Source organism: Inquilinus sp. KBS0705 (assembly GCA_005938025.2).
Taxonomy (GTDB): domain Bacteria; phylum Bacteroidota; class Bacteroidia; order Sphingobacteriales; family Sphingobacteriaceae; genus Mucilaginibacter.
The window spans coordinates 355,342-378,894 of record VCCI02000001.1 but is presented as its reverse complement, the minus strand read 5'-3'; the positions used below and the strand labels follow the sequence as shown (position 1 = coordinate 378,894).

Here is a 23,553-nt window from a genome sequence, read left to right as displayed (position 1 = left end):
TTAGTTGCAGGGTGATAACCCCTCCCTGCCCTCCCCAGGGAGGGAATTTGAATGCATGGCGGCTAACACACCCCTAACCCCTCTCGGAGAGGGGAACTTACTTTTCGCAGCTCCGCGTCAGCAAAGCAGCTTCGGGCGAAAGCGGGCAAAACAATGCTGGCCTGTGCGGGGTAAGGGCATAGGAAATTTTGCAGAAGCGAGGGAATGCGCGAGCGAAGCAGGGCAAAAGATTCCAGCCCGTGGTTCTGCCCGCTTTGCAGGGCAAAGGCCCGTGCGGCAAAGAAGCCTTTTTGCTGACTTGATTTTTTGTTACTTTTTGATCAAGCAAAAAGTAATGGGCCCTCCCGCGGCCAAGAGCGGGCCTTGTATGTTTGAAATACTCAGTTCGTTAAAACAACCTACTGTCATTTCGAACGACAGAGAGAAATCTTGTTCAAACGACAGGCAGCCGACTCTGTATATCGAACAGGATTTCTCCTCGCTATCGCTCGTTCGAAATGACAGTCAGGTTAAAATCATTCATTAACAAAATACTAACATTTGTATTTTGTTATCTCAAAGCCCGCAAAAATTCCTACTTTTGTATCCCGTACACAAACAATTGGTTTCGGCTCAAAAACCGCTAACCGGATTTCAAAAAAATCATGACTAAATACATATTTGTTACGGGTGGAGTTACCTCCTCGTTAGGAAAAGGCATTATTTCGGCCTCATTAGCAAAACTACTTCAGGCACGCGGTTATCGCGTAACCATCCAAAAATTCGACCCTTACATTAATATCGATCCGGGAACTTTAAACCCTTACGAGCACGGCGAATGCTATGTAACCGAAGATGGCGCCGAAACCGACCTTGACCTTGGCCACTACGAACGTTTTTTAAACACGCCAACCTCCAAAGCCAATAACATTACTACCGGCCGCATCTACCAAAACGTAATAAACCGCGAACGCGAAGGTGCCTTTTTAGGTAAAACCGTGCAGGTGGTACCCCATATAACCGACGAGATAAAACGCAACATGCGCATTTTAGGCGAAACCGGCGATTACGACATCGTGATCACCGAAATTGGCGGTACCGTAGGCGATATCGAGTCGTTACCCTTTGTAGAGGCCGTTAGGCAGTTTAAGTGGGAAGTTGGGCCTAATAACGCCCTGGTTATTCACTTAACCCTTATACCTTTCCTGGCTGCCGCAGGTGAATTAAAGACCAAGCCTACACAGCACTCGGTAAAAATGCTGCTGGAGTATGGTATACAGCCCGATATACTGGTTTGCCGTACCGAGCACCATATTAATATGGACATCAGAAAAAAAATCGCGTTATTTTGTAACGTAAACATCAATGCGGTAATCGAATCGATGGATGCATCAACCATTTACGATGTGCCATTGCTGATGTTAAAGGAACAATTAGACAAAACCGTATTAACCAAATTAAAGCTTAGCCACAAAAACGAACCTAACCTTGATAGCTGGAAAGACTTTTTGGGCCGCCTGAAAAACCCTACCTCCGAAGTAAAAATTGGCCTGGTGGGTAAATACGTAGAGCTGCCGGATGCCTATAAATCTATCATCGAAGCGTTTATACACGCCGGTGCTAAAAACGAGTGCAAGGTGCGCGTGCAATACATCCCGTCAGAACAATTAACGGTGGAGAACGCTGTAGAAAAACTGAAAGGCCTGCATGGCGTGCTGGTTGCACCCGGCTTTGGCGAGCGTGGTTTTGAAGGTAAAATAGAGGCTATACGTTACGTACGCGAAAATAATATCCCTTTCTTTGGTATATGCCTGGGTATGCAATGTGCCGTGGTTGAGTTTGGCCGCCATGTGCTTGGTCTTAAAGATGCCAGCAGCACCGAAATGAACCCTGAAACCCCTAACCCTGTTATTGCCATGATGGAAGAGCAAAAAACCATCATCAACAAGGGTGGTACCATGCGTTTAGGCGCCTACGCCTGCGATTTAAAGAAAGGCAGCAAAGCGGCAGCAGCTTACGGCACGCAGCACATAAGCGAGCGCCATCGCCACCGCTACGAGTTTAACAACACGTATTTAAAACAGTATGAAAGCGCGGGTTTAACCCCATCGGGCATTAACCCGCAAAACAACCTGGTTGAGGTAGTTGAGCTTAAAAACCACCCGTTTTTCCTGGGTGCGCAGTTCCATCCCGAATTAAAATCAACAGTTGCTAATCCGCATCCACTTTTTATTAACTTTGTCGCCGCTTCGCTGGCTTATGCCCGCAAAAATTGATTGATAGTACGATACACACATAATGGATAAAAATACATATACAGGATTATTCCTGATCATGGTGATAATGGGCGTTTCTATTTGGTTTATGCAGCCTTCTGCAGATCAGATAAAAGCCGAGAAAGCAAAAGTTCACCAGGATTCGCTTAAACAAGCAGGTTTGGCCAAGGCCCCTGCTGCCGCCGCTAAGTTTGATACCACCAAAAAAACTACCGTAGTTGATTCGGCTGTGTTAAAAAGCCCGTTTGGCGCCGCAACCGCAGGCACCGAGCAATTTGTTACTGTAGAAAATAAAGACATCCGCCTTAAACTGTCTACCGAAGGCGGCCGGGTGTATTCTGCCGAGCTTAAAAACTATAAAACGTTTGATAAAAAGCCGCTGCTTATTTTTGAAGGCAACCAAAACCACTTTGGTTTAACCTTTGATGCCGCAGGCAAAAAAATAAACACCGACCAGTATTACTTTACGCCAAGCGCGCCAAACCTAACCGTTGCCGGTACCGATTCATCGTCGGTTACGATGCGCTTAAGCTACAGCCCAACGCAGTATATAGATTATATATACAGCTTAAAGGGCAGCGGCTTTAAGGTAAGCTTAACCATTAAGCCAACCGGCTTAGACCAGGTTATAGCCAACACCAGCACCGCCAATATTAACTGGGCAGCCAACCTGCGCAAACAGGAAATGGACATGGCACAAGAGCGCCGCTACAGCACCGTTTACTTTATAAACGATGATAACGGTGTTGATTACCTTAGCGAAACCAAAGACGATAAAAAGGATATTACCGATAAAAAACTGCAATGGGTATCGTTTCAGGCGCACTTTTTCTCGGGTGTATTAATTGCTAAAAACGGGTTCACCAAATCCAGCCTGGCTGTAACTACCGATGTGGCCGATACTACCCACATTAAACAAATGACAGCCGACCTTGCCGTAGCCAAAGCTGCCGATGGCACCTATCCGCTTGAGTTTTATTTCGGCCCCAATAAAAACGACATTTTAAAAACCGAAGGTTACCACTTAGAGAAGCAGATATACATGGGCTGGGGCCCGCTGGCTTTAATAAACCGCTTTACGGTGTTGCCTATATTTAACGCGCTTAAAAACTTCACCAGCAACTATGGGGTTATTATTTTAATATTAACCATCATTTTAAAACTGGTTTTATCGCCGCTTACCTATAAGTCGTACCTTTCGATGGCCAAGATGCGTGTATTAAAGCCCGAGATGGACGAGATAAAGGCTAAAGTTGGAGAGGATAACCCTACCCTATTACAACAAGAATACTTAAAGCTTTATAAAAAAGCAGGTGTAAACCCGTTAGGCGGTTGTTTACCATTGCTGATACAAATGCCGATAGTGATCGCGTTTTTCCGCTTCTTCCCAAGTTTGTTTGAGCTAAGGGGCGAAAGCTTTTTATGGATGCACGACCTGAGCACTTACGACGCGGTAATTAAGTTTTCAACGTCGGTACCTTTTATTGGTAACCACATTAGTTTAATGTGTTTGTTGATGACCGTATCTACCCTGATATATACTTACTTTAACAACCAGATATCGGGTGCTACCGGCCAGATGAAATACATAGGTTACATTACCCCTATCATTTTCCTGGCTACGCTTAACAGTTACCCTGCAGGTTTAAATTACTACTACTTTTTGGCCAACATGCTTACCTTTTTACAGCAATACCTAATTAAGTTTATGGTTGATGATAAAAAGATACATGCCCAGATACAGGAAAACAAAAAGAAACCTGATGACCCGAAAAAGAAAAAGACCGGCTTTGGTGCCCGCATGGAAGAGATGATGCGCCAGCAACAGCAAATACAGGCGAAGAAGAAGTAAGACTTAAGTCGAGAGGTCTTAGTCCTAAGTCTGAAAAGATGATATACAAAACCGTTAAGCTGCGCTTAACGGTTTTTTTTGTATTAAACGCGATAACATTTCAACTTTACAACCTTCCAACATTACAACACTTACAACCTTTTCAACATTTTAAACTTTTTCAACATTTTAAACTAAAATAATTAGCAAAGAATATTACATTTGTGTACGATGTATGCAATTGTAGATATTGAGACGACAGGGGGGCATGCCAGTGCAAACGGCATTACAGAGATTGCTATATGCATACACGACGGTAAAAAAATTACCCGCCGTTTTGAAACACTGGTAAACCCGCAGCGCGATATACCAGTGTACATTCGTGCCCTTACCGGTATTACCAATGAGATGGTGAGCACAGCCCCTGTTTTCGAGGATGTGGCCCACGAGATCTATCACCTGCTAAAAGGGCAGATATTTGTGGCCCACAATGTTAATTTCGACTATTCCTTTTTAAAATACCACCTTAATACTGCCGGTTACGAGTTGCATGCCAACAAGCTGTGTACCGTACGCCTTGGTCGCAAAATTATGCCGGGGTTGATATCTTACAGCCTGGGTAAGTTATGCAGCCACCTGGGCATCCAAAACAACAGCAGGCACCGTGCCATGGGCGATGCCGAGGCTACGGCACACCTATTTAGCTTATATTTAAAAAACGATACCGATAACCATATTGCACAAGCTTTAAAGCAAAATTCGAAAGAGCAATTGTTACCAGCCAACCTGCCGCGTGCAGATGTGGATGCATTGCCTTCATCGCCGGGGGTATATTACTTTCATGATGGTAAGGGCAAGGTGGTATATGTGGGCAAGGCGAAAAACATTCGTAAGCGGGTATGCAGCCATTTTACGGGCAATAACCCGGGCTTACAGCGCCAGGAATTCTTAAAAAGCATCCACCGCATAAGTTACCAGGTTTGTGGCACCGAACTTATAGCCTTTGTACTGGAGGCGGTAGAGATAAAACGCCTGTGGCCAAAGTACAACCGCTCGTTAAAACGTTTTGAGAACACCTACGGCCTGTATGCTTACGAAGACCAGCGCGGATACCTGCGCCTGGCTGTTGATAAGCACCGCAAGCATATGCCATCGGTATACAGTTGCAATTCGTTGTTAGAGGGCCGTAACCTGCTTATCAGCCTTATAGAGACCTTCGGCTTGTGCCCTAAGCTGTGTTTTATACAAACTAATGACCAGCCCTGCAGCGGCACTAATACCGGCACCTGCGCCTGCGAGGGTGTTGAAGCCCCCGAAGTTTACAACCAAAAGGTAACTGCCGCTATAGATCAGCTTAAAAAAGCACTTCCTACATTTGCCGTACGCGATGAGGGCCGCAACGGCGAAGAGCACAGCTGCATTCTTATTGAAGAGGGCCGCTTTTATGGCATGGGCTATATTTCTCATTATTACGATGCCGATAATATACAGGCCTTAAAAAACTACCTTACCCCCTACCCCGGCAGCGATTATATCAAAAACATTGTTACCGGCTATGCCAACCGTTATCCGCAGCGTAAGGTGAGTTTTGCGTAGAAAGCGTCCTCTGCGCGCGTTAGTGCGAGGAGCAATCTCATGACTGTATAACCATCTTGCATTAAGGGAGATTGCTTCGTACCTTGCAATGACGGTAAAGTTTGACAGCGGTACAAGTACGTACCATTATCAATCATTTACAACCAGTACATTCTTTTTGAAATATTAAAAACAATGCAATTTCGCTTTGGTTAATATATTATCATTTAAATATATCAACCATTATGGATAGCATTAACCAACAACAACCCGAAGATAATTTTAAAAACCTGGAAGGCAACGCGGCCTGGGCCAAGTTAAAAGAGATGGCCGAGGGCGTTAGCTGCTTTTTTTGCAGTGACATTAAAACCGGCCTGCCTTTTTCTACCCGCCCTATGTCGCCGCAAAAAATTGATGACAATGGCGACTTATGGTTCCTGAGTGCTAACGACAGCCACAAGAACGCTGAAATTGCTACCGACCCGATGGTGCAATTGCTTTTCCAGGGATCTAAATATTCTGATTTTTTAAATGTTTATGGCATAGCCGAAATAAGCGAAGACAAAGAAAAAATAAAGGAGCTTTGGGACCCTATCCTGAAAGTATGGTTCACCGAGGGCGAAAACGACCCGAGAATTTCGGTTATAAAAGTAACCCCAACCCAAGGCTATTACTGGGATAACAAACACGGCAATGCCGTAGCATTTGCAAAACAACTGGTAGGTGCCGCCATAGGCAAAACACTGGACGACTCTATAGAAGGCAAGTTACAGCCTTAATGAAATAGTTGAAGGGTTGATAGGGCACTCATCGTTAGATAAGCCCTAACAGCCATATCAACCCTCAACTTACTATTTCAAATACTTATCAAACCATTTAATGTACCGCTGCACCCTATCTACCTGGTAGCTGGGTACGCCTATGCCATGGAATTGGTTAGGGTATAAAACCAATTCGGCGGGTATACCTAATGATTTTAGGGCTTGGTACATATGCTCGCTGCCGGCAGTAGGCACGTTAAAATCTTTTAAACCCGACATAAACAATACGGGTGTTTTTATCCTGTCGGCATGTAAAAAGGGGTACGATATTTTGTTGTACACCTCTATATTTTTCCATGGCTGGCCCAACTCATTATCGTATTGTAAAATGTATTGGTCTATACCGTAATTAGCCACCTGGAGCGCACTGCCTGCCCCGCTTGCAGCTGCCTTAAAGCGGGTATCAGATGCTATCATAAAATCGGTTAATATGCCGCCATAGCTCCAGCCGCCAACGCCTAACTTATCAGGGTCGGCAATGCCTTGTTTTATCAGCTCATCTACGGCACCATGCAAATCAATAACCTCCTTATTACCCCAGTCGGCGTTAATGGCATTGGTAAATTTAATACCCCTGCCCGAGCTACCCCTATAGTTTACCGTAGCTACCGCATAACCCGCGCTGGCTAATACCTGGCAGGTACCGTCAAAGCTATAATCGTCCTGCCCTACCGGACCACCATGTATAAATAAAATAAAAGGTAACTTTTTGTTAGCGGTGCTATCGGGGCGATATAATATACCCGATACCGAAGTACCATCCTTACTTACCGATTTAAAACTGGTAACATCGGCCAGTTTTACACCTTTAAGCCAATCCTGCTGATGGAAAGTTAATCGCCTAAACTTTCCGCTTTCCAGCGCGTAAACCTCATAAGGCATATAAGGCGTAGTATAGCTGATAAGCCAGTTATTAGCCGAGTGGGCAGTTATATCGCTTATATTAAATTTACCACGGCCGCTAATATTGGTTATCTGCTTAGTTTGCAGGTTATAAACAGCAGCGTATTTGTCGCGATCATCTTCTATTAAAAAGGCTATGGTTTTGCCGTCCTTGCTCCATGCCGGGTTATCGGCTGGGCGATCAAGCTGTTGGGTTAGGTTTTTGGTATTTTTACCATCGGCATCCATTATGCAAAGCTCGCTTAGCGCGTACATGGTATAACCCTCGCTATTTTGGCGCAGGTAGGCTATAGTTTTGCCATCAGGGCTGTATTGTGGCTTACCATCCTGCCCTTTCCAGGTGGTTAATTGCTTAAGAGCCCCACCCTGCCTGGTTTCTACACTAAAAATATCCGTATTTTCGCTTTTATCGGGGTCGCCATCCCTGTTGCTCACAAAGGCAATGGTTTCACCATCAGGTGCCCAATCGGGCGCGCTATCATCATAATTACCGCTGGTAAGGGTATCAATCTTTTTTGTACCTAAATTAAACACATACAAGTGCTGATGCAGGTTTTCCAGGTAGCCCTCGTAGTCCTGCTTAAAGTGATAACGGTCTATATGTATAGGCTTGGTGGTTTTTGGCTCATCCTTACTGTCTTTTCCCTTTTTCTCCGGGTCCTGTATAACTAAAGCAACCCTGCCGCCGTCGGGACTCCAGGCATAATCGTTTAAATCGCCTTTAATGTCGGTTAGTTTTTTGCCTTCGCCACCGCGGCGGTCCATTACCCATAGCTGCGCTCCGTTCTTTGAATCGCGCGAGGACAGGAACGACAGGTACTTACCATCGGGACTCCAGCGCGGTTTTGAGGCCGGCTCGTCGCCGTAGGTTAGCTGTATAGATTGTTTGCCATCCCAGCTTTGCATCCACAAATGCGATACGCGCTTGTCTTTAGCCGTATCCACTTCGGATACTTCATAAGCCACCCATTTGCCATCGGGCGATACCTGGGCATCGCTAACTGTGGGTATCTTATAAAAATCCGTTGGTTGGAAATTTTTAGGTCCTGTTTGCGCAAATACAGCGCTTGATAAGGCAGCAAGTAATACAATAGGTAAGATTTTTTTCATATAGGCTTATTTTGCCTGTAATTTAAAAATTTACTAGTGGAAATGGAAATGATATGTAAGTGTGGACGCTAGCATACCCATACATTCAAGTATATACACTTGAATAGGCGTTTTTCTATATTATCCCCGCCTTTTCTATCGCCCATCCAAGCGTCCACGCTTGGATGTTAAGGATTTAAGCGTCAACGCTTAAATACATTAATAAATTATTTTTAATGGGCTTTCCGGATTGGCACTGCTATACCAAAATTCATGCGCCGAACCCACGAATCCTGCCCTAACAGGATTTTCATGAATATAATCTATCTTTTGATCGATCACTGCAGGCGAATAGAGTAACACAGGATGATTTCCATTTTGCCAAAACTGGTTATGCGTATTCAGCGGGTTATACTTTCCGGCAAGCTCAAACTTTTTAAGCATCCACTCGCGCCGACTTTCCTGTTGGTTACTTGCTATCATTTCCACCAGTTTTTTTGAGGTATAAGTTTTAAAATGGCCCAATACATCCCCAAGCGAACCGTCTGTTACATTAGCTACCATGTGGATATGATTAGTCATGATCACATAAGCATAAATATTCAGGTGCTTATGTTGTTGGCAATAGACTAAATTTTCAATAATAAAATCGCTGTATAGCCTTCTGGTAAATACATCTATCCAGTTGGTAACTGTTAACGTAACAAAGTAAAGTTCGTCTGTAGAGGCATTGCGTGACATGAGCTAAATATGCTAAATAATTTTAGGATTTGAATGTATGTAAGCGTGGACGCTTACATACCTATGCATTCAAGTGTAGACACTTGAATGGGCGTTTTTATTTTACTTAATTTATGCCCATCCAAGCGTCCACGCTTGGATGCTAAGAATGTAAGTGTCTACACTTACATTATATAACAAACTATTTTTTGATGAAAGTAAGAGGGAATGCTATAAATGGAAATGTATGTAAGCGTGGACGCTTACAACCGATGCATTCAAGTGTGGACACTTGAATGGGCGTCTAAGTAGGGGGACTTATATTATCCCAGCCTTTTCTAACTCTGCCTGCATTTGCTGTTGCAAACTTAAAGCTTCGGCACGGGCCGCATCGGCAAAATCCTCGCCGTTTGAGGCGTAGATGATAGAGCGGGATGCATTAACTATTAGGCCGCAATCTTTAGTGATGCCGTATTTACATACATCCGTTAAGCTACCGCCCTGCGCGCCCACCCCCGGCACCAATAAAAAGTTATCGGGTGCATATTGGCGTATGTTGGTAAATTCGGTGCTTTTGGTGGCCCCTACTACAAACATTATCCTATCGGCACCGGCCCAGGTATTGGCTTTTTGTATAACCGTTTCGTAAAGGTAGCCATCGCCTGTGGGCAGGTATTGAAAATCTTTACTGCCTACCGATGAGGTTAGCGCCAGTAATATCACCCATTTACCGTCATACTTTAAATAAGGTGTAACGCTATCATTACCCATATAGGGTGTAACGGTTATGGCGTCAAAGCCCATGCCCGATGTTTCTTCATTAAAAAATGCTTTGGCGTAATTGTCTGATGTATTGCCAATATCGCCGCGTTTGGCATCAATAATACTCAGGCACTCTTTTGGCAGGTATTGGGCGGTGCTGATAAGGCTTTGCAAACCGCTTAGGCCACGGCTTTCATAAAAAGCGGCGTTAGGCTTGTAGGCTATACAAACGTCCTTAGTGGCATCAATAATGCGTTTGTTAAACTCAAAAACCGGGTCGGGGTATTGTTTTAAAAAGGCGGGTATTTTGTCGACATCAGTATCAAGGCCAACACATAAAAAGGTTTTCTTTTGTTTTATTTGCTCGATAAGCTGGCTGCGTGATATCATTTAAAGGACTTTATATTAATACTGTGCAAAACTAAAAAATTAAACTAAATGGGTTATTTTTTTAATAAATTTGCATTCTAAGATAATTTCTGTAAAATTGCATTGTTTTCCTGCATTATTTCTTGCACTAAAGAAACAATCTTTGATTTCCACGTTTTTATTATACTATCTAATACTTGCCTGGGCTTAAACATTGCATAATCAGGGTTTCAAAACAATCTTTCAAATAAAAAATCCTTTTGAACTATAATTCATATCATGTCTGATACAATCGAATTGAACGACAAACTCGTTTCTGAGTTGCGCGAAATTGCCAAAAGTTTAGGTGTTGCAGAGGCTGATGAACTGCGTAAAGCACAGTTAATTAGCGCTATAGTTGCCCAACAGCAATTAATAGAGGCCGCCCGCAACCAACAAAATATAGTAAATAACAACTACTCCGAAAAACCGGCAGAGGCCCCTGCCCCTGCTGCCGAAAATACTGTCGAAAAAACACGCAAACGTACCCGCTCGGTAAAATCAAGCACCGAACCACGCGTTGAAGTACCTTTAGATGATACCAACCTGTTTGAAGCACAGGACGATGAGCCGCAAGTTGACGAAGGCGAAAACCAACCGGTAGCCGCAGAAGCAACCGAAAACACCGGCGAAGAGCAACCTGCAAAAACCGAACAGGCCGACCAGCCCGAGCAAACAGGCCAGCCTGCAACAGAAGCCCGTCCGCAAAAATTTGAGCGCCGCGTGCCACAGGCTAAAAACCAGGAGCCTGCCATTAACCTTGATTTTGATAACGTAATTGTAAACGAAGGGGTGTTAGAAATTATGCCCGATGGCTATGGTTTCCTGCGCTCATCTGATTATAATTACTTAACCTCTCCGGATGATATATATGTATCGCAATCGCAGATCAAATTATTCGGTTTAAAAACCGGTGATACCGTGCGCGGCAGCATACGCCCGCCAAAAGAGGGCGAAAAATATTTCCCGCTGGTACGTGTAGAGGCCATTAACGGCCGTATACCTGCCGAAGTGCGCGACCGTGTACCTTTTGACCACTTAACACCGCTTTTCCCATCGGAAAAGCTGAGCTTGTTTACTGATGCTGGTAACTACTCTACCCGTATTATGGACCTGTTCTCGCCTATTGGTAAAGGCCAGCGTGGTTTAATTGTGGCGCAACCAAAAACTGGTAAAACCATGTTATTAAAGGATGTTGCCAACGCAATAGCCAAAAATCACCCCGAGGTTTACCTGATTATATTACTGATTGACGAACGCCCCGAAGAGGTAACCGATATGGCACGCAGCGTACGCGCCGAAGTAGTATCATCAACTTTTGATGAGCCTGCCGAGCGTCACGTAAAAATTGCCAATATTGTATTAGAGAAGGCAAAACGCATGGTAGAGTGCGGCCACGATGTAGTTATCCTGCTGGATTCTATCACCCGTTTGGCACGTGCCTACAACACGGTAGCGCCTGCATCTGGTAAAATATTATCGGGTGGTGTTGATGCTAATGCATTGCACAAACCAAAACGCTTTTTTGGCGCGGCCCGTAACATAGAGGATGGCGGATCGTTAACCATTATTGCTACTGCTTTAACAGAGACCGGTTCTAAGATGGACGAGGTGATATTTGAAGAGTTTAAAGGTACCGGTAACATGGAGCTTCAGCTTGACCGTAAATTATCAAACAAACGTATATTCCCTGCTATCGATATCACTGCCTCGAGCACCCGCCGCGACGACCTGTTGCTTGACCGCGACACTCTGCAACGCATATGGATACTTCGCAACCACCTTGCCGATATGAACTCGCAGGAGTCGATGGAGTTTTTACAGGCGCAAATAAAAGGCACCAGGACCAACGAAGAGTTCCTGATTTCGATGAACTCATAATATCTTTTATATATTGAAGTTATAATTTAGCATAACGTTAACTTATAACTTCATGTATTTTAATAAAATTATAATACCTTCATACCAATTATGAAGAGGCGGGTAAAAAAACATCTTCCAAATGCCATAACATGCGCTAACCTGTTTAGCGGCTGTATAGGCATTGTTTTTACTTTTCAGGACAACCTGGTGTTTGCAGCCTATGCTATTTTTTTGGCCGCCATATTTGATTTTTTTGACGGCTTTGCCTCACGTGTATTACAATCCTTCTCGGGCATAGGTAAAGACCTCGATTCGCTTGCAGATATGGTAAGCTTTGGTGTATTACCATCGGCCATTATGTACGAATTGCTGTTACAGGCTCCGCAAATACCGCATGTAAGCGAGTGGCTAAATTTTATCGCTTTTTTAATACCTGTATTTTCGGCATTAAGGCTGGCTAAATTTAATACTGATACCCGCCAGGCCGAAAGCTTTATTGGCTTGCCCACACCGGCAAACGCTATATTAATAGCCTCGATACCGCTTATAATGCAGCAATACACCGGTTTTACCAGGTATGTGCTTAACCCTTACGGACTATCGGTATTTATTGTAATTATGTGCACCATGCTGGTGGCCGAGCTGCCGCTAATGTCGCTCAAATTCAAAAACCGAGACTTTAATAAAAATTTTTACCGTTATTTATTACTGTTATTCTCGGCAATACTCATACTATTTTTTAAATTTGCAGCTGTTCCGGTAGTTATTATCATGTACATCACATTAAGCTTAATTCAGCTTTGGGTTACCGATGATACCGTAATAAGCAGCTCACATAAAAATAATTAATCGCATAAGCGCAAACTATACTTTAATGAAAAAATTCCTTGCCGAAATTGATGTAATGCCAAAAAAAGAAATACTTGACCCACAGGGAAAAGCAGTTACCGGCAGCATGAAAAACCTTGGTTTATCTGAAATACATAACGTGCGCATAGGCAAGCACATCTCTTTAGAGATAGAAGCTGATAATGCCGAAACCGCAAATGCCAAAGTAGACCAGGCCTGCAAAAATTTACTGGCCAACCTTATAATGGAAAGCTATAGCTTTAAGTTGGAAGAAGTAGCTTAATACGTTACAAAAGCTTTATATAGAAAAAGGCAAACCATTGGTTTGCCTTTTTCTGTTATATATCATTGAGTATAACCTTAAAGATTAGCTTCTTTCTCGGTTTTTATTTTTTCCAATTCAATTAAGTTGCCGCTTACCACACTTTTTACATCGGCAAATTTAGCTACTACCACTGCCGGGTCTGGGGCGCCTTCTTTGCACATCAGCTCAACATCTTGTATGGCAGCCTGGCTTAACGGCATGCCAAAAAAGCCAAGGTTAGGTTTTAGTTTATGCGACGCGGAAGCCGCTGTAGCCCAATCCTGCGCATTTATGGCGTCGGTAATGGTTCCTAACAGTTGCGGTGTTTGGTCTAAAAACATGGTGATAGAATCTACAATAAATTCGTCGCTGCCGTCAGCAATTTCGTACAGGAATGAAAGGTCCAAGTCCTGTGAGGGCGATAAGTCAGACATTTTTAAGGTTTAAGTATCAAAAATATACTTTTTTTACAATCAAAGTATCTTTTAGCTCTTTTTTGAGTATTAAAATATTTTTATTCAACACCGGATGTATAAAATCGGGGGTAAGCTCGGCCAAGGGCTCTAAGGTAAACCGCCTGTTATGCAGTTCGGGATGCGGCACTACAAGCCCGGGCGCATTGATGATTTGGTCGCCATAAAATAAAATGTCTATATCAATAATGCGCGATCCCCATTTCTCTTCACGTTTGCGGCCCAGCAGCAATTCAATAGCTAATATCTTTTGCAACACATTCTGTGCAGTTAGGTTAGTTTGTATAACTATCACCTGGTTCAAGTAATCAGGCAGGTCGGCTTTCCCCCATGACTGCGTTTCGTAAACTGCCGATTTTTGGCTCACAGGGGCAATATCCTCCTCTATATGTTGTATAGCCTGCTGCAAAAACAAATTGCGGTTGCCAAGGTTACTCCCTAAAAGCAAAAAAACATTAATCATGTTGTAACAAATATTATAGATGAGGCTCTTAACATTATACCGACGATATTAGTAAGTTTGCATATATAAAAGATTTATAACAGTTAATGAAACAATTTTTCAAATTTGTACTGGCCACTATTGTAGGTATCATTATTTCCACCGTAATACTGTTTGCCCTGTTTTTTGGCCTGATAGCCGGGTTAGTTGCATCAAGCACAGATAAAGACGTAGATGTGGACGCAAACTCGGTACTACATATCAAATTAGATTACCCCATAAGCGAGCGTACACCTAATAACCCGTTTGCCGGCCTTAACTTTTTAGGTCTTGATGGCGAAAAGTCGACCGGCTTAAACGATATACTGGCATCTATTAAAAAAGCGAAAACAGATAGCAATATAAAAGGCATATTTTTAGACGAAAGCTACATGTTATCGGGCCAGGCCACTACCGAAGAGGTGCGCAACGCACTTTTAGATTTTAAAAAATCGGGCAAGTTCATTATCGCTTACTCAGAAGTTTACACACAAGGCTTTTACTACCTGGCATCAGTAGCAGATAAAGTATATGTAAATCCAAAAGGAATATTCGAATTCAGAGGCTTTAGCTCCGAGGTCACCTTTTTAAAGGGCGCTTTAGACAAGCTGGGTATAGAAGCACAAATTATAAAGGTAGGTACGTATAAAAGTGCGGTTGAGCCTTTCTTTTTAACCAAGATGAGCGACGCTAACCGCCTGCAGGTTACTTCGTACCTCGGCTCGATGTATGATCATTTTTTAACAGGTATCGGCAAAAGCCGCAACATCAATAAAGATTCGTTATTTAACTATGCCAACACCGGCCTTATACAGCAACCTGAGGACGCCCTAAAGTATCATTTAGTAGATGGCCTGAAATATAAAGACGAAATACTAAGCGAGCTTAAACAAAAAACCGGCATTAGCCAAAAAGACAATGTAAACAGCGTTGATCTTGGCGACTACGTAAAAGCCCGTATAAACGAAAACGATAAAGACCCTAAAGAAGTAAGCTCAAGCAAACGTATTGCTATAGTATACGCCTCGGGCGATATTGTTGGCGGCGATGGCGATGATAACAGCATTGGGTCAGAAACGATATCAAAAGCCTTACGCAAGGTGCGTTTAGATGATAAGGTAAAGGCAGTAGTATTGCGTGTAAACTCACCGGGCGGCAGTTCGCTGGCATCTGATGTAATATGGCGCGAGGTAATGTTAACCAAAAAAGTAAAACCCATCATTGTTTCTATGGGCGACCTGGCAGCATCAGGCGGCTACTACATATCATGCGCGGCCGATTCTATTTTTGCCGAGCCGAATACTATTACGGGTTCCATAGGCATTTTTGCGGTATTGCCTAACATGCAAAAGTTTTTTAACGATAAGCTGGGTATTACCTTCGATGGTGTAAAAACAGGCAAGTTTGCCGACCTTGGCGATACCTCCCGCCCGCTGACTCCTGAAGAAAGGGCTATCCTGCAAAAAAATATAAACAGCGGCTACGACGATTTTACCAAGGCAGTGGCCCAGGGTCGGGGCAAAACACAGGCCTATATAAACAGTATTGGCCAGGGCCGTGTTTGGACAGGTGAGCAAGCCTTAAAAATAGGACTGGTAGATCGGTTAGGTAATATAAATGACGCTATTAAATCGGCTGCAAAAAAGGCGCAGCTTACCGATTATAAAATTGTAGCATACCCAGAGCAAAAAAGCGTTTTAAATAAGCTGGGGCAAGGCCTAACCGCGAAAATACAAACGCATTTTGCACAAGCCGAGCTTGGCGAAAACTACCGCTATTACGAACAAATAAAAGGCGTAACCAAAACAATGCGTGTACCACAAGCGCGCATGCCTTATGATGTGGTTATAAAATAAGATAAATACGATACTGATGACAAGCCGCCTGAAAAGGTGGCTTTTTGTTTTTATTTTAAACCTTATATAAAAATAAAAGTTGTTTAAACATAGTTTGTGCAGCTAACTGAACACATCAACTATATTGTAGACTAAGCCCCGCTTTTTGTATTTTTACTGCTTAACCATTTTATGGAAAACAAACCCATAGCCCGTACACTTCGTTTACTGTCGCAATTAATGGAATTGCACGATGTAAACCCCTTCAAAATAAAATCAATAGCCAACGCTGCCTTTAAGGTAGATAAACTGCCCTTCCCTATTGCCGATAAATCGTTAGACGAATTGGAAAAAATTGATGGTATAGGTAAAAGTATAGCCTCAAAAATTGCGGAATTACTGGAAACCGGCACCATGACCGAACTGCAGGATATGCTTGCCCAAACACCCGAAGGTATTGTAGAAATGATGGGTATTAAAGGCATCGGGCCAAAAAAGGTAGCTATTATATGGAAAGAACTGGGTATTGAGAACGTGGGCGAGCTTTATTATGCTTGCAACGAAAACCGTTTGATAGAAGCAAAAGGCTTTGGCTTAAAAACCCAGGAGGAAATTATAAAGCTTATTGAATTCAGGATGGCCGGCAACGGTAAATTCCTGTTTGCCCAGGTCGAGAAAGAAGCCCACGAACTACTGGATGAAATAAAAGGCATATTCCCGGATGCATTAAAGCATTTCGCTGGGGAATTTCGCCGGTTAAATGATATCATTACCGAATTGGTGATTGTTGTAGGCAGTTTAAACCAACAGGTAGCTTATGATGCCCTGGTTGAATTGGATAGTTTAAAAAACGTAACGCTAAACGGCAACCATATTGGCGCCGAACTAAGTAATGGTTTGCTGGTTGATATTATTTGTGTAGACGCGGCTGATTACTATAAAGAATTGTTTATGAACACCGGCGACGATGAACATATACAAGCCGTTTTACAACGAATAAGTTTCCCGTTGGAGCAGCCCGAAAGCGAGGAACTTATTTATACCAAGGCAGGCCTGCAATGGATGCAACCCGAATTACGGGAAGGTGCTACCTTTATTGAAAGGGCTGAGAACGACACATTACCGGTATTGATTACTACCCCCGACCTGAAAGGCACCCTGCATAACCACAGTACATGGAGTGATGGGGTAAATACATTGGAAGAAATGGCGCTATACTGCCGCGATGTATTAAAGCTGCAATATTTAGGCATATGCGACCACAGTAAAAGTGCCTTTTATGCCAAAGGCCTAAGTATTGAGCGTGTATTACAGCAACACGAAGAAATAGATAATTTAAATAAAAAATACCCGGATTTTCACATATTTAAAGGTATTGAGTCGGATATCCTTAACGATGGCTCGTTGGATTACCCGGATGAAATTTTAAAACGATTTGATTTTATTGTAGCATCGGTACATACCAACTTAAAAATGCCCGAAGATAAAGCCACTGCCCGTTTAATAAAGGCTATTGAAAACCCGTATACCACCATATTGGGCCATCCAACCGGCAGGCTGCTGCTTAGCCGTAAAGGATATGATATTGATTATAAAAAGGTGATTGATGCCTGCGCGGCAAATAATGTAGTTATCGAAGTCAATTCGAATCCGGTAAGGTTAGATCTGGATTGGCGTTGGCATCAGTATGCACTCAAAAAAGGCGTTATGCTATCTATAAACCCCGATGCGCACCGTGTAAGTGGCCTGCACGATATGCGCTATGGTGTTATGGTTGCGCGCAAAGGCGGCTTAACAAAAGAAATGTGCCTTAATGCATTATCTTTGGCTGATATTACACAGGTTTTTGAAAAGAAAAGGCTTAGTAAGTAACCCATAGCTAATGATTACCAACTAATGAGTAACATACTAACAGATAGAGTACGCAACATTAAGCAAAGGGGCTATATACCAAATGTACTGGTTATTGGCGACCTGATGTTAGATCATTATATCATTGGCGACGCCTCACGTTTATCACCAGAAGCGCCAGTACCTGTTGTTAACGTAAAAAAAGACTTTGTTACCCCCGGCGGCGCTGCTAATGTTGCGCAAAATCTTTACTCCTTAGGTGCCAAGGTTTCATTATCGGGAATTACCGGTGACGATGCTAACGCTAACCGCCTGGTTGAGATATTACAAGCCGAAGGTGTAGACAGCAACGGCATTTTTAAAGACAGTAGCAGGCCAACAACGGTAAAAACCCGTGTAATGGCAGGCAGCCATCAACTGGTTAGATTTGACAGGGAAGTTACCGATGAATTAGCCAATAAGCTACAGGATGAATTTGTAAAGTGGTTAGAAAGCGAAATTGCTGCAACTGATATAGTTTTATTATCGGATTATAACAAAGGATTATTCTCCTTTGGTTTAACCCAACAATTGATCGCTATAGCAAACCAACATAACAAAAAGGTAATTATAGACCCAAAAGGCCTCGATTATAGAAAATACAAAGGCGCGTACATTATTAAACCCAACCGTAAGGAACTGGCCGATGCTGCAAAGGTAGAGAAGGTAACTACCCTTGATGAATTACAAACAGCAGCAAAAATTATATTACAACAAACCGAAGCAGATTATATTGTAGTTACCCTGTCAGAACAGGGGATGGTGATATTAGATGAGCTAACGTATAAATTATTGCCTGTTAAAGCTACATCGGTATTTGATGTTACAGGCGCAGGCGATACGGTTTTGGCAACTATGGCCTATTTTATGGCCCAGGGGCTAACTATTGAGGAAGCTTGCGAACTGGCCAACCATGCAGCGGCGATAGTGATAAGGCAAACCGGTAGCGCCGTTACCAACGTTGATGAAATATTAGGGGATATAGAAAGACTATAAGATGGTTTTAGACGAATTGTACCAGCATCAGCAATTAATTCAAACCGTTATCGAATCGCTAACAAGCGATATTGAAACGGCTTGCGAAACGCTTATATCAGTATTAAAAAATGGCAATAAGGTACTAATTGCCGGCAATGGCGGTAGCGCGGCAGATGCCCAACATATTGCAGCTGAGTTAAGCGGGCGTTATGTAAAAGAGCGTAAGGCTTTACCAGGCATAGCCCTAACTGTTGATACATCAGCATTAACCGCGATAGCAAACGATTATGGGTACAACCATGTGTTCTCTCGCCAAATTGAGGCATTGGCACAACCCGGCGACCTGTTTATAGGCATATCTACCAGTGGTAATAGCCAGGGTATATTAAATGCTTTTGAAACCGCTACAAAACATGGTTGTAAAACACTTGGCCTATCAGGCCGAGATGGTGGTAAGATGAACGGACTTTGCGAGTTGAATATCGTTATACCATCGGATGTTACCGCGCGCATACAAGAAATGCACATTCTTATTGGTCACATACTTTGTAAGGCTGTAGACGATGCATATTAATACAATTAATTTTATAAGATGAAAAGAGATCTGGAACTAACACTCTTAAATAAAATTACCGGTATGCCTCAACTCATTAACCAAATAAAGGTTTGGAAAGATGAAGGCAACCGGGTGGTATTTACCAATGGTGTGTTCGATCTGCTGCATTTGGGTCACGTAACTTACCTAGCCAAAGCCGCCGATTTGGGCGATAAGCTCATCATCGGCCTAAATACTGATAGTTCTGTTAAGCGTATAAAAGGTGAAAGCCGCCCTATAAATGATCAAAACAACCGTGCCGCACTATTAGCTGCTTTATTTTTTGTAGATGCCGTGATATTGTTTGAAGAAGATACCCCGCGCGAGCTGATAACCCAGCTGCTGCCGGATATATTGGTTAAAGGGGCAGATTACACTGTAGATAATATTGCAGGGGCAAAAGAAGTAATAGCCAATGGCGGCGAAGTAAAAACCATAACACTGGTTGACGGCTACTCATCTACTGCTATCATTAATAAAATAAAAGCGCAAACAGCTTAGCTAATGAAGATATTGGTTATCCGCTTCAGCTCGATGGGTGATATTATTTACACTACACCTGTAGTACGCTGCCTAAAAAAGCAGGTACCCAATGCCGAAGTTCATTTTTTAACCAAACCCGCGTTTAAATATATATACGATAACAATCCATACGTTGATAAGCTGCTTTTCCTAAAGCCCACCCTATCCGAAACTATAGCGGATATAAAAGCCGAAGGATATGATCATATTATTGATCTGCATAATAACCTGCGTACGGCCATTATTAAGTTACGCACCGGCATACATTCATCAACTTATAAAAAACAAACAATACGCAAATGGTTAAGCTTAAAGCTTAATTTAAAGTTGGTACCGCCCACACACCTTGTTAACCGTTACCTGAAAGCCGTGCAATTTTTAGGCGTAGTTAACGATGGCAGGCCCATAGATTATTATATAAAGCACGATCATCATCTAGCTACACTGCTACCTGCATCGCACCAATCACAATATATAGCATTTGTTATAGGTGCCACGCATTTTACAAAACGGATGCCTAATGACAAGATAATTAACATATGCCGCGGGTTAAAATACCCGGTGGTTTTATTGGGCGGTGATGATGTAAAAGCAAACGGCCAAGAAATAGCGGCAGCAATTGGCCCTAAAATTTACAATGCATGCGGAACAACCACTTTAGACGAATCGGTTTTTTTGGTATCGAAAGCCGAGAGTATTATTGGTTTTGATACCGGCCTAACGCATATAGCCGAAGCTTTTAACCGCCCAATAGTATCTGTTTGGGGTGGCACCGTGCCGGAGTTACTGGGTGTACAACCCTATATGGTGAAGGATGTTTTAGTAGCCGGAATAGACCTTTATTGCCGCCCATGCTCAAAATTCGGGTTGGAAAAATGCCCGCTTGGGCACTTTAAATGCATGCACGATATACCTGAAGAAAATATAACCGCATTTGTAAACACTCGTAACTAATATTGCCGTAACCAAACTTTTATATGTTTTTGTGGTTACTTGTCTTAACATAAAAAACATATCATGAAAAAAATATTCCTTAGCATCACTTTAGTAGCCGTATCCGTATGTGCGTTTGCACAATCAGCCAGTTTGGGCGTAAAAGGTGGGGTAAACTTTGCAAATCTTTCTGCACAATCTTCAGGCGGAAGCACAACTTACACAACCGGCCAGTTAACAACCTTCTCGGTAGGCTTATTTGCCGATATTAAATTTGCCGGCCTATCATTACAGCCTGCATTAATATACACCGGTAAAGGTGGCCAGGAGGATGATAATAATGGCAATGTAGCACAGGTAAAACTTTACTATTTGCAGGTTCCTGTGAATTTAGTTTACCATATACCGGCTGTAATTGGTAATGTGTATTTAGGTGCGGGCCCTTATGCAGCATATGGTGTATCTGGCAAAACTAAGGTGATCACATCTGGAGGCTCAAGCGTTTCAGACAATGTTACCTTCGGCGATGGTATAGACGACATTAAAAGAACTGACATAGGCCTAAATGGTATTGCCGGTATCGAGTTTAAAAACAACTTTTTGATTGGCCTGAACTACGACCTTGGTCTGACCAATATATCAAACGATAATAGCGTTACTACCAAAACACGCGTGTTTGGTATATCTGCAGGTTTTAAATTCTAAACACTAAACTAAATAACCAACAAAAAAGGGGAGCTATACGCTCCTCTTTTTTTATTTTAGGCACAATATGAAAAAACTGTTACTAATACGACACGCAAAAGCAACACATGAAAGCGGTTATACGGACTTTGAGCGACCACTAACCCAAAAAGGTTTTGAACAAGCCGAACTTATGGCCGCGCGTTTGCAAACGCAGGGCATTATGCCACAGGTAATAGTAGCCAGTCCGGCTTTACGTACCATATCTACAGCTAACGTTTTTATACAGGCGTTAGCATTGCCACAAGCCATTACTAATAAGGCCATATACGATGCCAGCGAAAGTACCCTGTTAAACGTTATATATAACCAGCCCAGTGAATACGACTTTATAGCCCTTACCGGCCACAACCCGGGCATAAGCCAGGTATTGTTTACCTTAAGCGGCGCTATAAAAGAAGTACCACCATGTTCAGTAGCCCTTATTGAATTTGAAGCCGCTAGTTGGACCGAACTGCATGAAGACAGCGGCAAACTAACTTTTTACGACATCCCGAAAGATTAATTAATAGTATACATTTTACCCGGCAGTGAGCGGATAAAGCCCTGTAGTTCCATATCCAGCAAAGTCATGGCCAGTTGGCTCATGGGCATATTAGCTTTTATGGTAAGGTCATCAATTCCTATTGGGGTTTTTTGTTGTTGTAGGATCTCAAATATCGTGCGTTCATCAAATGATAGATCTATTGGTAACAGCAATTGTTCGGGTGCTCCTTTTAATTCGGAGTTTTTCTCCCAACCCAGGCTATAAGCCAAATCGGCAACACATGTTAATAATGCGGCTTTATTATTACGGATAAGGAAATTACATCCCTCCGAATATTCGTCGCCTAACCTGCCTGGGAAAGCAAATACATCCCTATTATAGCTATTGGCAATTTCGGCGGTAATTAACGCGCCTCCTTTTAAGCCCGCCTCTACAACCACCGTGGCATCTGCCATACCGGCAACTATCCGGTTACGCTGAGGGAAGTTTTCGCGATTAGGTATTGTTTCGGATGGATATTCGGTTAACAGCCCTCCATTCTCCTGCATCTTTTCGGCTATTGACCGGTTTTGGCTGGGGTACATTTTATCGTAGCCATGGCCCAGCACGCCTATTGTAGGCACGCCCAGCCTGACACATTCCCGGTGAGCGGCAACATCAATGCCCAAAGCCAGGCCGCTAACTACCAATACGTTATAACCCTGCAATTCTTCTATCAACTGTTTACAAAGCTGCCGGCCATAATCCGTTGCATTACGGGTACCCACTATACTTACTACACGCTGCATATTAAGGTTGGCGTTACCCTTTGAATAAAGCAGTACCGGCGAATCGATACAATTTTTTAGCCTGCGGGGGTATCGCGCATCGGTATAAAACAATACATCAATATTGTTTTTTTCGATAAACTTTAATTCTTTTTCGGCCTTCCTTAATGCATCAGCAAAATCAATCTGGCTCACGGTCTTCTCGCCAATACCCGGAATTTTTAAAAACTTCCCCTTCGGTGTTTTAAAAACCTCTTCGGCATCGCCTACATGGGCAACTAAGTTTTTTGCATTGGTACAACCAATGCTTTTAATATAGGTAAGGGCAACCTGGTGTAGTATTGACATATAATTTTAGCAGCCCTAAAGTATAAAATAATCCTAAAATAATTAGCAAAAATAGAAAACTACAAAAATAGTTTGCAAACTATAAAAATAGTTTTACCTTTATCTAACTATAAAAATAGT

The 23,553-nt window shown here is 42.8% G+C and carries 21 protein-coding genes; 15 read left to right on the top strand and 6 right to left on the bottom strand.

The window, feature by feature from the left end:
- Positions 1–644: 644 nt before the first annotated feature.
- The 4 genes from FFF34_001730 (at position 645) to FFF34_001715 (ending at position 6,440) form a co-directional block, all read left to right on the top strand.
- A complete protein-coding gene (locus FFF34_001730; GenBank protein ID TSD66146.1) occupies positions 645–2,255 on the top strand; it encodes a CTP synthase in 1,611 nt (536 codons plus the stop codon).
- 22 nt (positions 2,256–2,277) lie between these two features.
- Positions 2,278–4,107: a membrane protein insertase YidC gene (yidC, locus tag FFF34_001725; protein TSD66145.1), complete on the top strand. Its 1,830-nt coding sequence runs from the start codon at positions 2,278–2,280 to the stop codon at positions 4,105–4,107.
- 210 nt (positions 4,108–4,317) lie between these two features.
- Positions 4,318–5,682 carry a DNA polymerase III subunit epsilon gene (locus FFF34_001720; GenBank protein TSD66144.1) on the top strand — a complete coding sequence of 455 codons (1,365 nt, stop codon included), beginning with the start codon at positions 4,318–4,320 and terminating at the stop codon, positions 5,680–5,682.
- Between the two features lie 224 nt (positions 5,683–5,906).
- Positions 5,907–6,440 (top strand): pyridoxamine 5'-phosphate oxidase family protein, encoded by a 534-nt coding sequence (locus FFF34_001715; protein TSD66143.1) that lies wholly within the window; start codon positions 5,907–5,909, stop codon positions 6,438–6,440.
- Positions 6,441–6,512: 72 nt separating this feature from the next.
- On the opposite strand, the gene FFF34_001710 is transcribed toward FFF34_001715, so the two are convergent.
- The 3 genes from FFF34_001710 to pyrF form a co-directional block, all read right to left on the bottom strand.
- Positions 6,513–8,495: a S9 family peptidase gene (locus FFF34_001710; protein ID TSD66142.1), complete on the bottom strand. Its 1,983-nt coding sequence runs from the start codon at positions 8,493–8,495 to the stop codon at positions 6,513–6,515.
- A 198-nt stretch (positions 8,496–8,693) separates the two neighbouring features.
- Complete coding sequence (locus FFF34_001705) at positions 8,694–9,215, bottom strand: transposase (GenBank protein TSD66141.1); 522 nt, start codon at positions 9,213–9,215, stop codon at positions 8,694–8,696.
- A gap of 297 nt (positions 9,216–9,512) precedes the next feature.
- Positions 9,513–10,346, bottom strand: coding sequence for an orotidine-5'-phosphate decarboxylase (gene pyrF / locus FFF34_001700; protein TSD66140.1), 834 nt, complete (start codon positions 10,344–10,346; stop codon positions 9,513–9,515).
- A 258-nt stretch (positions 10,347–10,604) separates the two neighbouring features.
- Between pyrF and FFF34_001695 the strand changes: the two genes are divergently transcribed.
- The 3 genes from FFF34_001695 (at position 10,605) to purS (ending at position 13,359) form a co-directional block, all read left to right on the top strand.
- Positions 10,605–12,245 carry a transcription termination factor Rho gene (locus tag FFF34_001695; protein ID TSD66139.1) on the top strand — a complete coding sequence of 547 codons (1,641 nt, stop codon included), beginning with the start codon at positions 10,605–10,607 and terminating at the stop codon, positions 12,243–12,245.
- A gap of 90 nt (positions 12,246–12,335) precedes the next feature.
- Positions 12,336–13,076, top strand: coding sequence for a CDP-diacylglycerol--serine O-phosphatidyltransferase (pssA, locus tag FFF34_001690; GenBank protein TSD66138.1), 741 nt, complete (start codon positions 12,336–12,338; stop codon positions 13,074–13,076).
- A gap of 25 nt (positions 13,077–13,101) precedes the next feature.
- Positions 13,102–13,359 (top strand): phosphoribosylformylglycinamidine synthase subunit PurS, encoded by a 258-nt coding sequence (gene purS, locus FFF34_001685; protein ID TSD66137.1) that lies wholly within the window; start codon positions 13,102–13,104, stop codon positions 13,357–13,359.
- A gap of 77 nt (positions 13,360–13,436) precedes the next feature.
- Here purS and FFF34_001680 read toward each other — a convergent pair whose 3' ends face one another.
- On the bottom strand, positions 13,437–13,814 hold the full coding sequence (locus FFF34_001680; protein TSD66136.1) for an Hpt domain-containing protein: 378 nt from the start codon (positions 13,812–13,814) through the stop codon (positions 13,437–13,439).
- A gap of 16 nt (positions 13,815–13,830) precedes the next feature.
- Positions 13,831–14,316 (bottom strand): 2-amino-4-hydroxy-6-hydroxymethyldihydropteridine diphosphokinase, encoded by a 486-nt coding sequence (gene folK / locus FFF34_001675; GenBank protein TSD66135.1) that lies wholly within the window; start codon positions 14,314–14,316, stop codon positions 13,831–13,833.
- Between the two features lie 86 nt (positions 14,317–14,402).
- Here folK and sppA point away from each other — a divergent pair, with 86 nt between their 5' ends.
- The 8 genes from sppA (at position 14,403) to FFF34_001635 (ending at position 22,336) form a co-directional block, all read left to right on the top strand.
- Positions 14,403–16,190, top strand: coding sequence for a signal peptide peptidase SppA (gene sppA / locus FFF34_001670; protein TSD66134.1), 1,788 nt, complete (start codon positions 14,403–14,405; stop codon positions 16,188–16,190).
- Positions 16,191–16,361: 171 nt separating this feature from the next.
- On the top strand, positions 16,362–18,041 hold the full coding sequence (locus tag FFF34_001665) for a DNA polymerase/3'-5' exonuclease PolX (protein ID TSD66133.1): 1,680 nt from the start codon (positions 16,362–16,364) through the stop codon (positions 18,039–18,041).
- A 24-nt stretch (positions 18,042–18,065) separates the two neighbouring features.
- Positions 18,066–19,055 (top strand): D-glycero-beta-D-manno-heptose-7-phosphate kinase, encoded by a 990-nt coding sequence (rfaE1, locus tag FFF34_001660; protein TSD66132.1) that lies wholly within the window; start codon positions 18,066–18,068, stop codon positions 19,053–19,055.
- A 1-nt stretch (position 19,056) separates the two neighbouring features.
- Positions 19,057–19,611 (top strand): D-sedoheptulose 7-phosphate isomerase, encoded by a 555-nt coding sequence (gene gmhA / locus FFF34_001655; GenBank protein TSD66131.1) that lies wholly within the window; start codon positions 19,057–19,059, stop codon positions 19,609–19,611.
- Positions 19,612–19,674: 63 nt separating this feature from the next.
- Positions 19,675–20,133, top strand: a complete 459-nt coding sequence (rfaE2, locus tag FFF34_001650) for a D-glycero-beta-D-manno-heptose 1-phosphate adenylyltransferase (GenBank protein TSD67934.1) — start codon at positions 19,675–19,677, stop codon at positions 20,131–20,133.
- 3 nt (positions 20,134–20,136) lie between these two features.
- A complete protein-coding gene (locus FFF34_001645) occupies positions 20,137–21,108 on the top strand; it encodes a glycosyltransferase family 9 protein (protein TSD66130.1) in 972 nt (323 codons plus the stop codon).
- A 63-nt stretch (positions 21,109–21,171) separates the two neighbouring features.
- Positions 21,172–21,792 carry a PorT family protein gene (locus tag FFF34_001640; GenBank protein ID TSD66129.1) on the top strand — a complete coding sequence of 207 codons (621 nt, stop codon included), beginning with the start codon at positions 21,172–21,174 and terminating at the stop codon, positions 21,790–21,792.
- Between the two features lie 67 nt (positions 21,793–21,859).
- Positions 21,860–22,336, top strand: a complete 477-nt coding sequence (locus tag FFF34_001635; GenBank protein ID TSD66128.1) for a histidine phosphatase family protein — start codon at positions 21,860–21,862, stop codon at positions 22,334–22,336.
- On the opposite strand, the gene dprA is transcribed toward FFF34_001635, so the two are convergent.
- The gene (dprA, locus tag FFF34_001630; protein TSD66127.1) at positions 22,333–23,433 is read right to left on the bottom strand and encodes a DNA-protecting protein DprA; all 1,101 of its coding nucleotides are present in this window, start codon (positions 23,431–23,433) and stop codon (positions 22,333–22,335) included. The genes FFF34_001635 and dprA overlap by 4 nt on opposite strands.
- Positions 23,434–23,553: the final 120 nt, after the last annotated feature.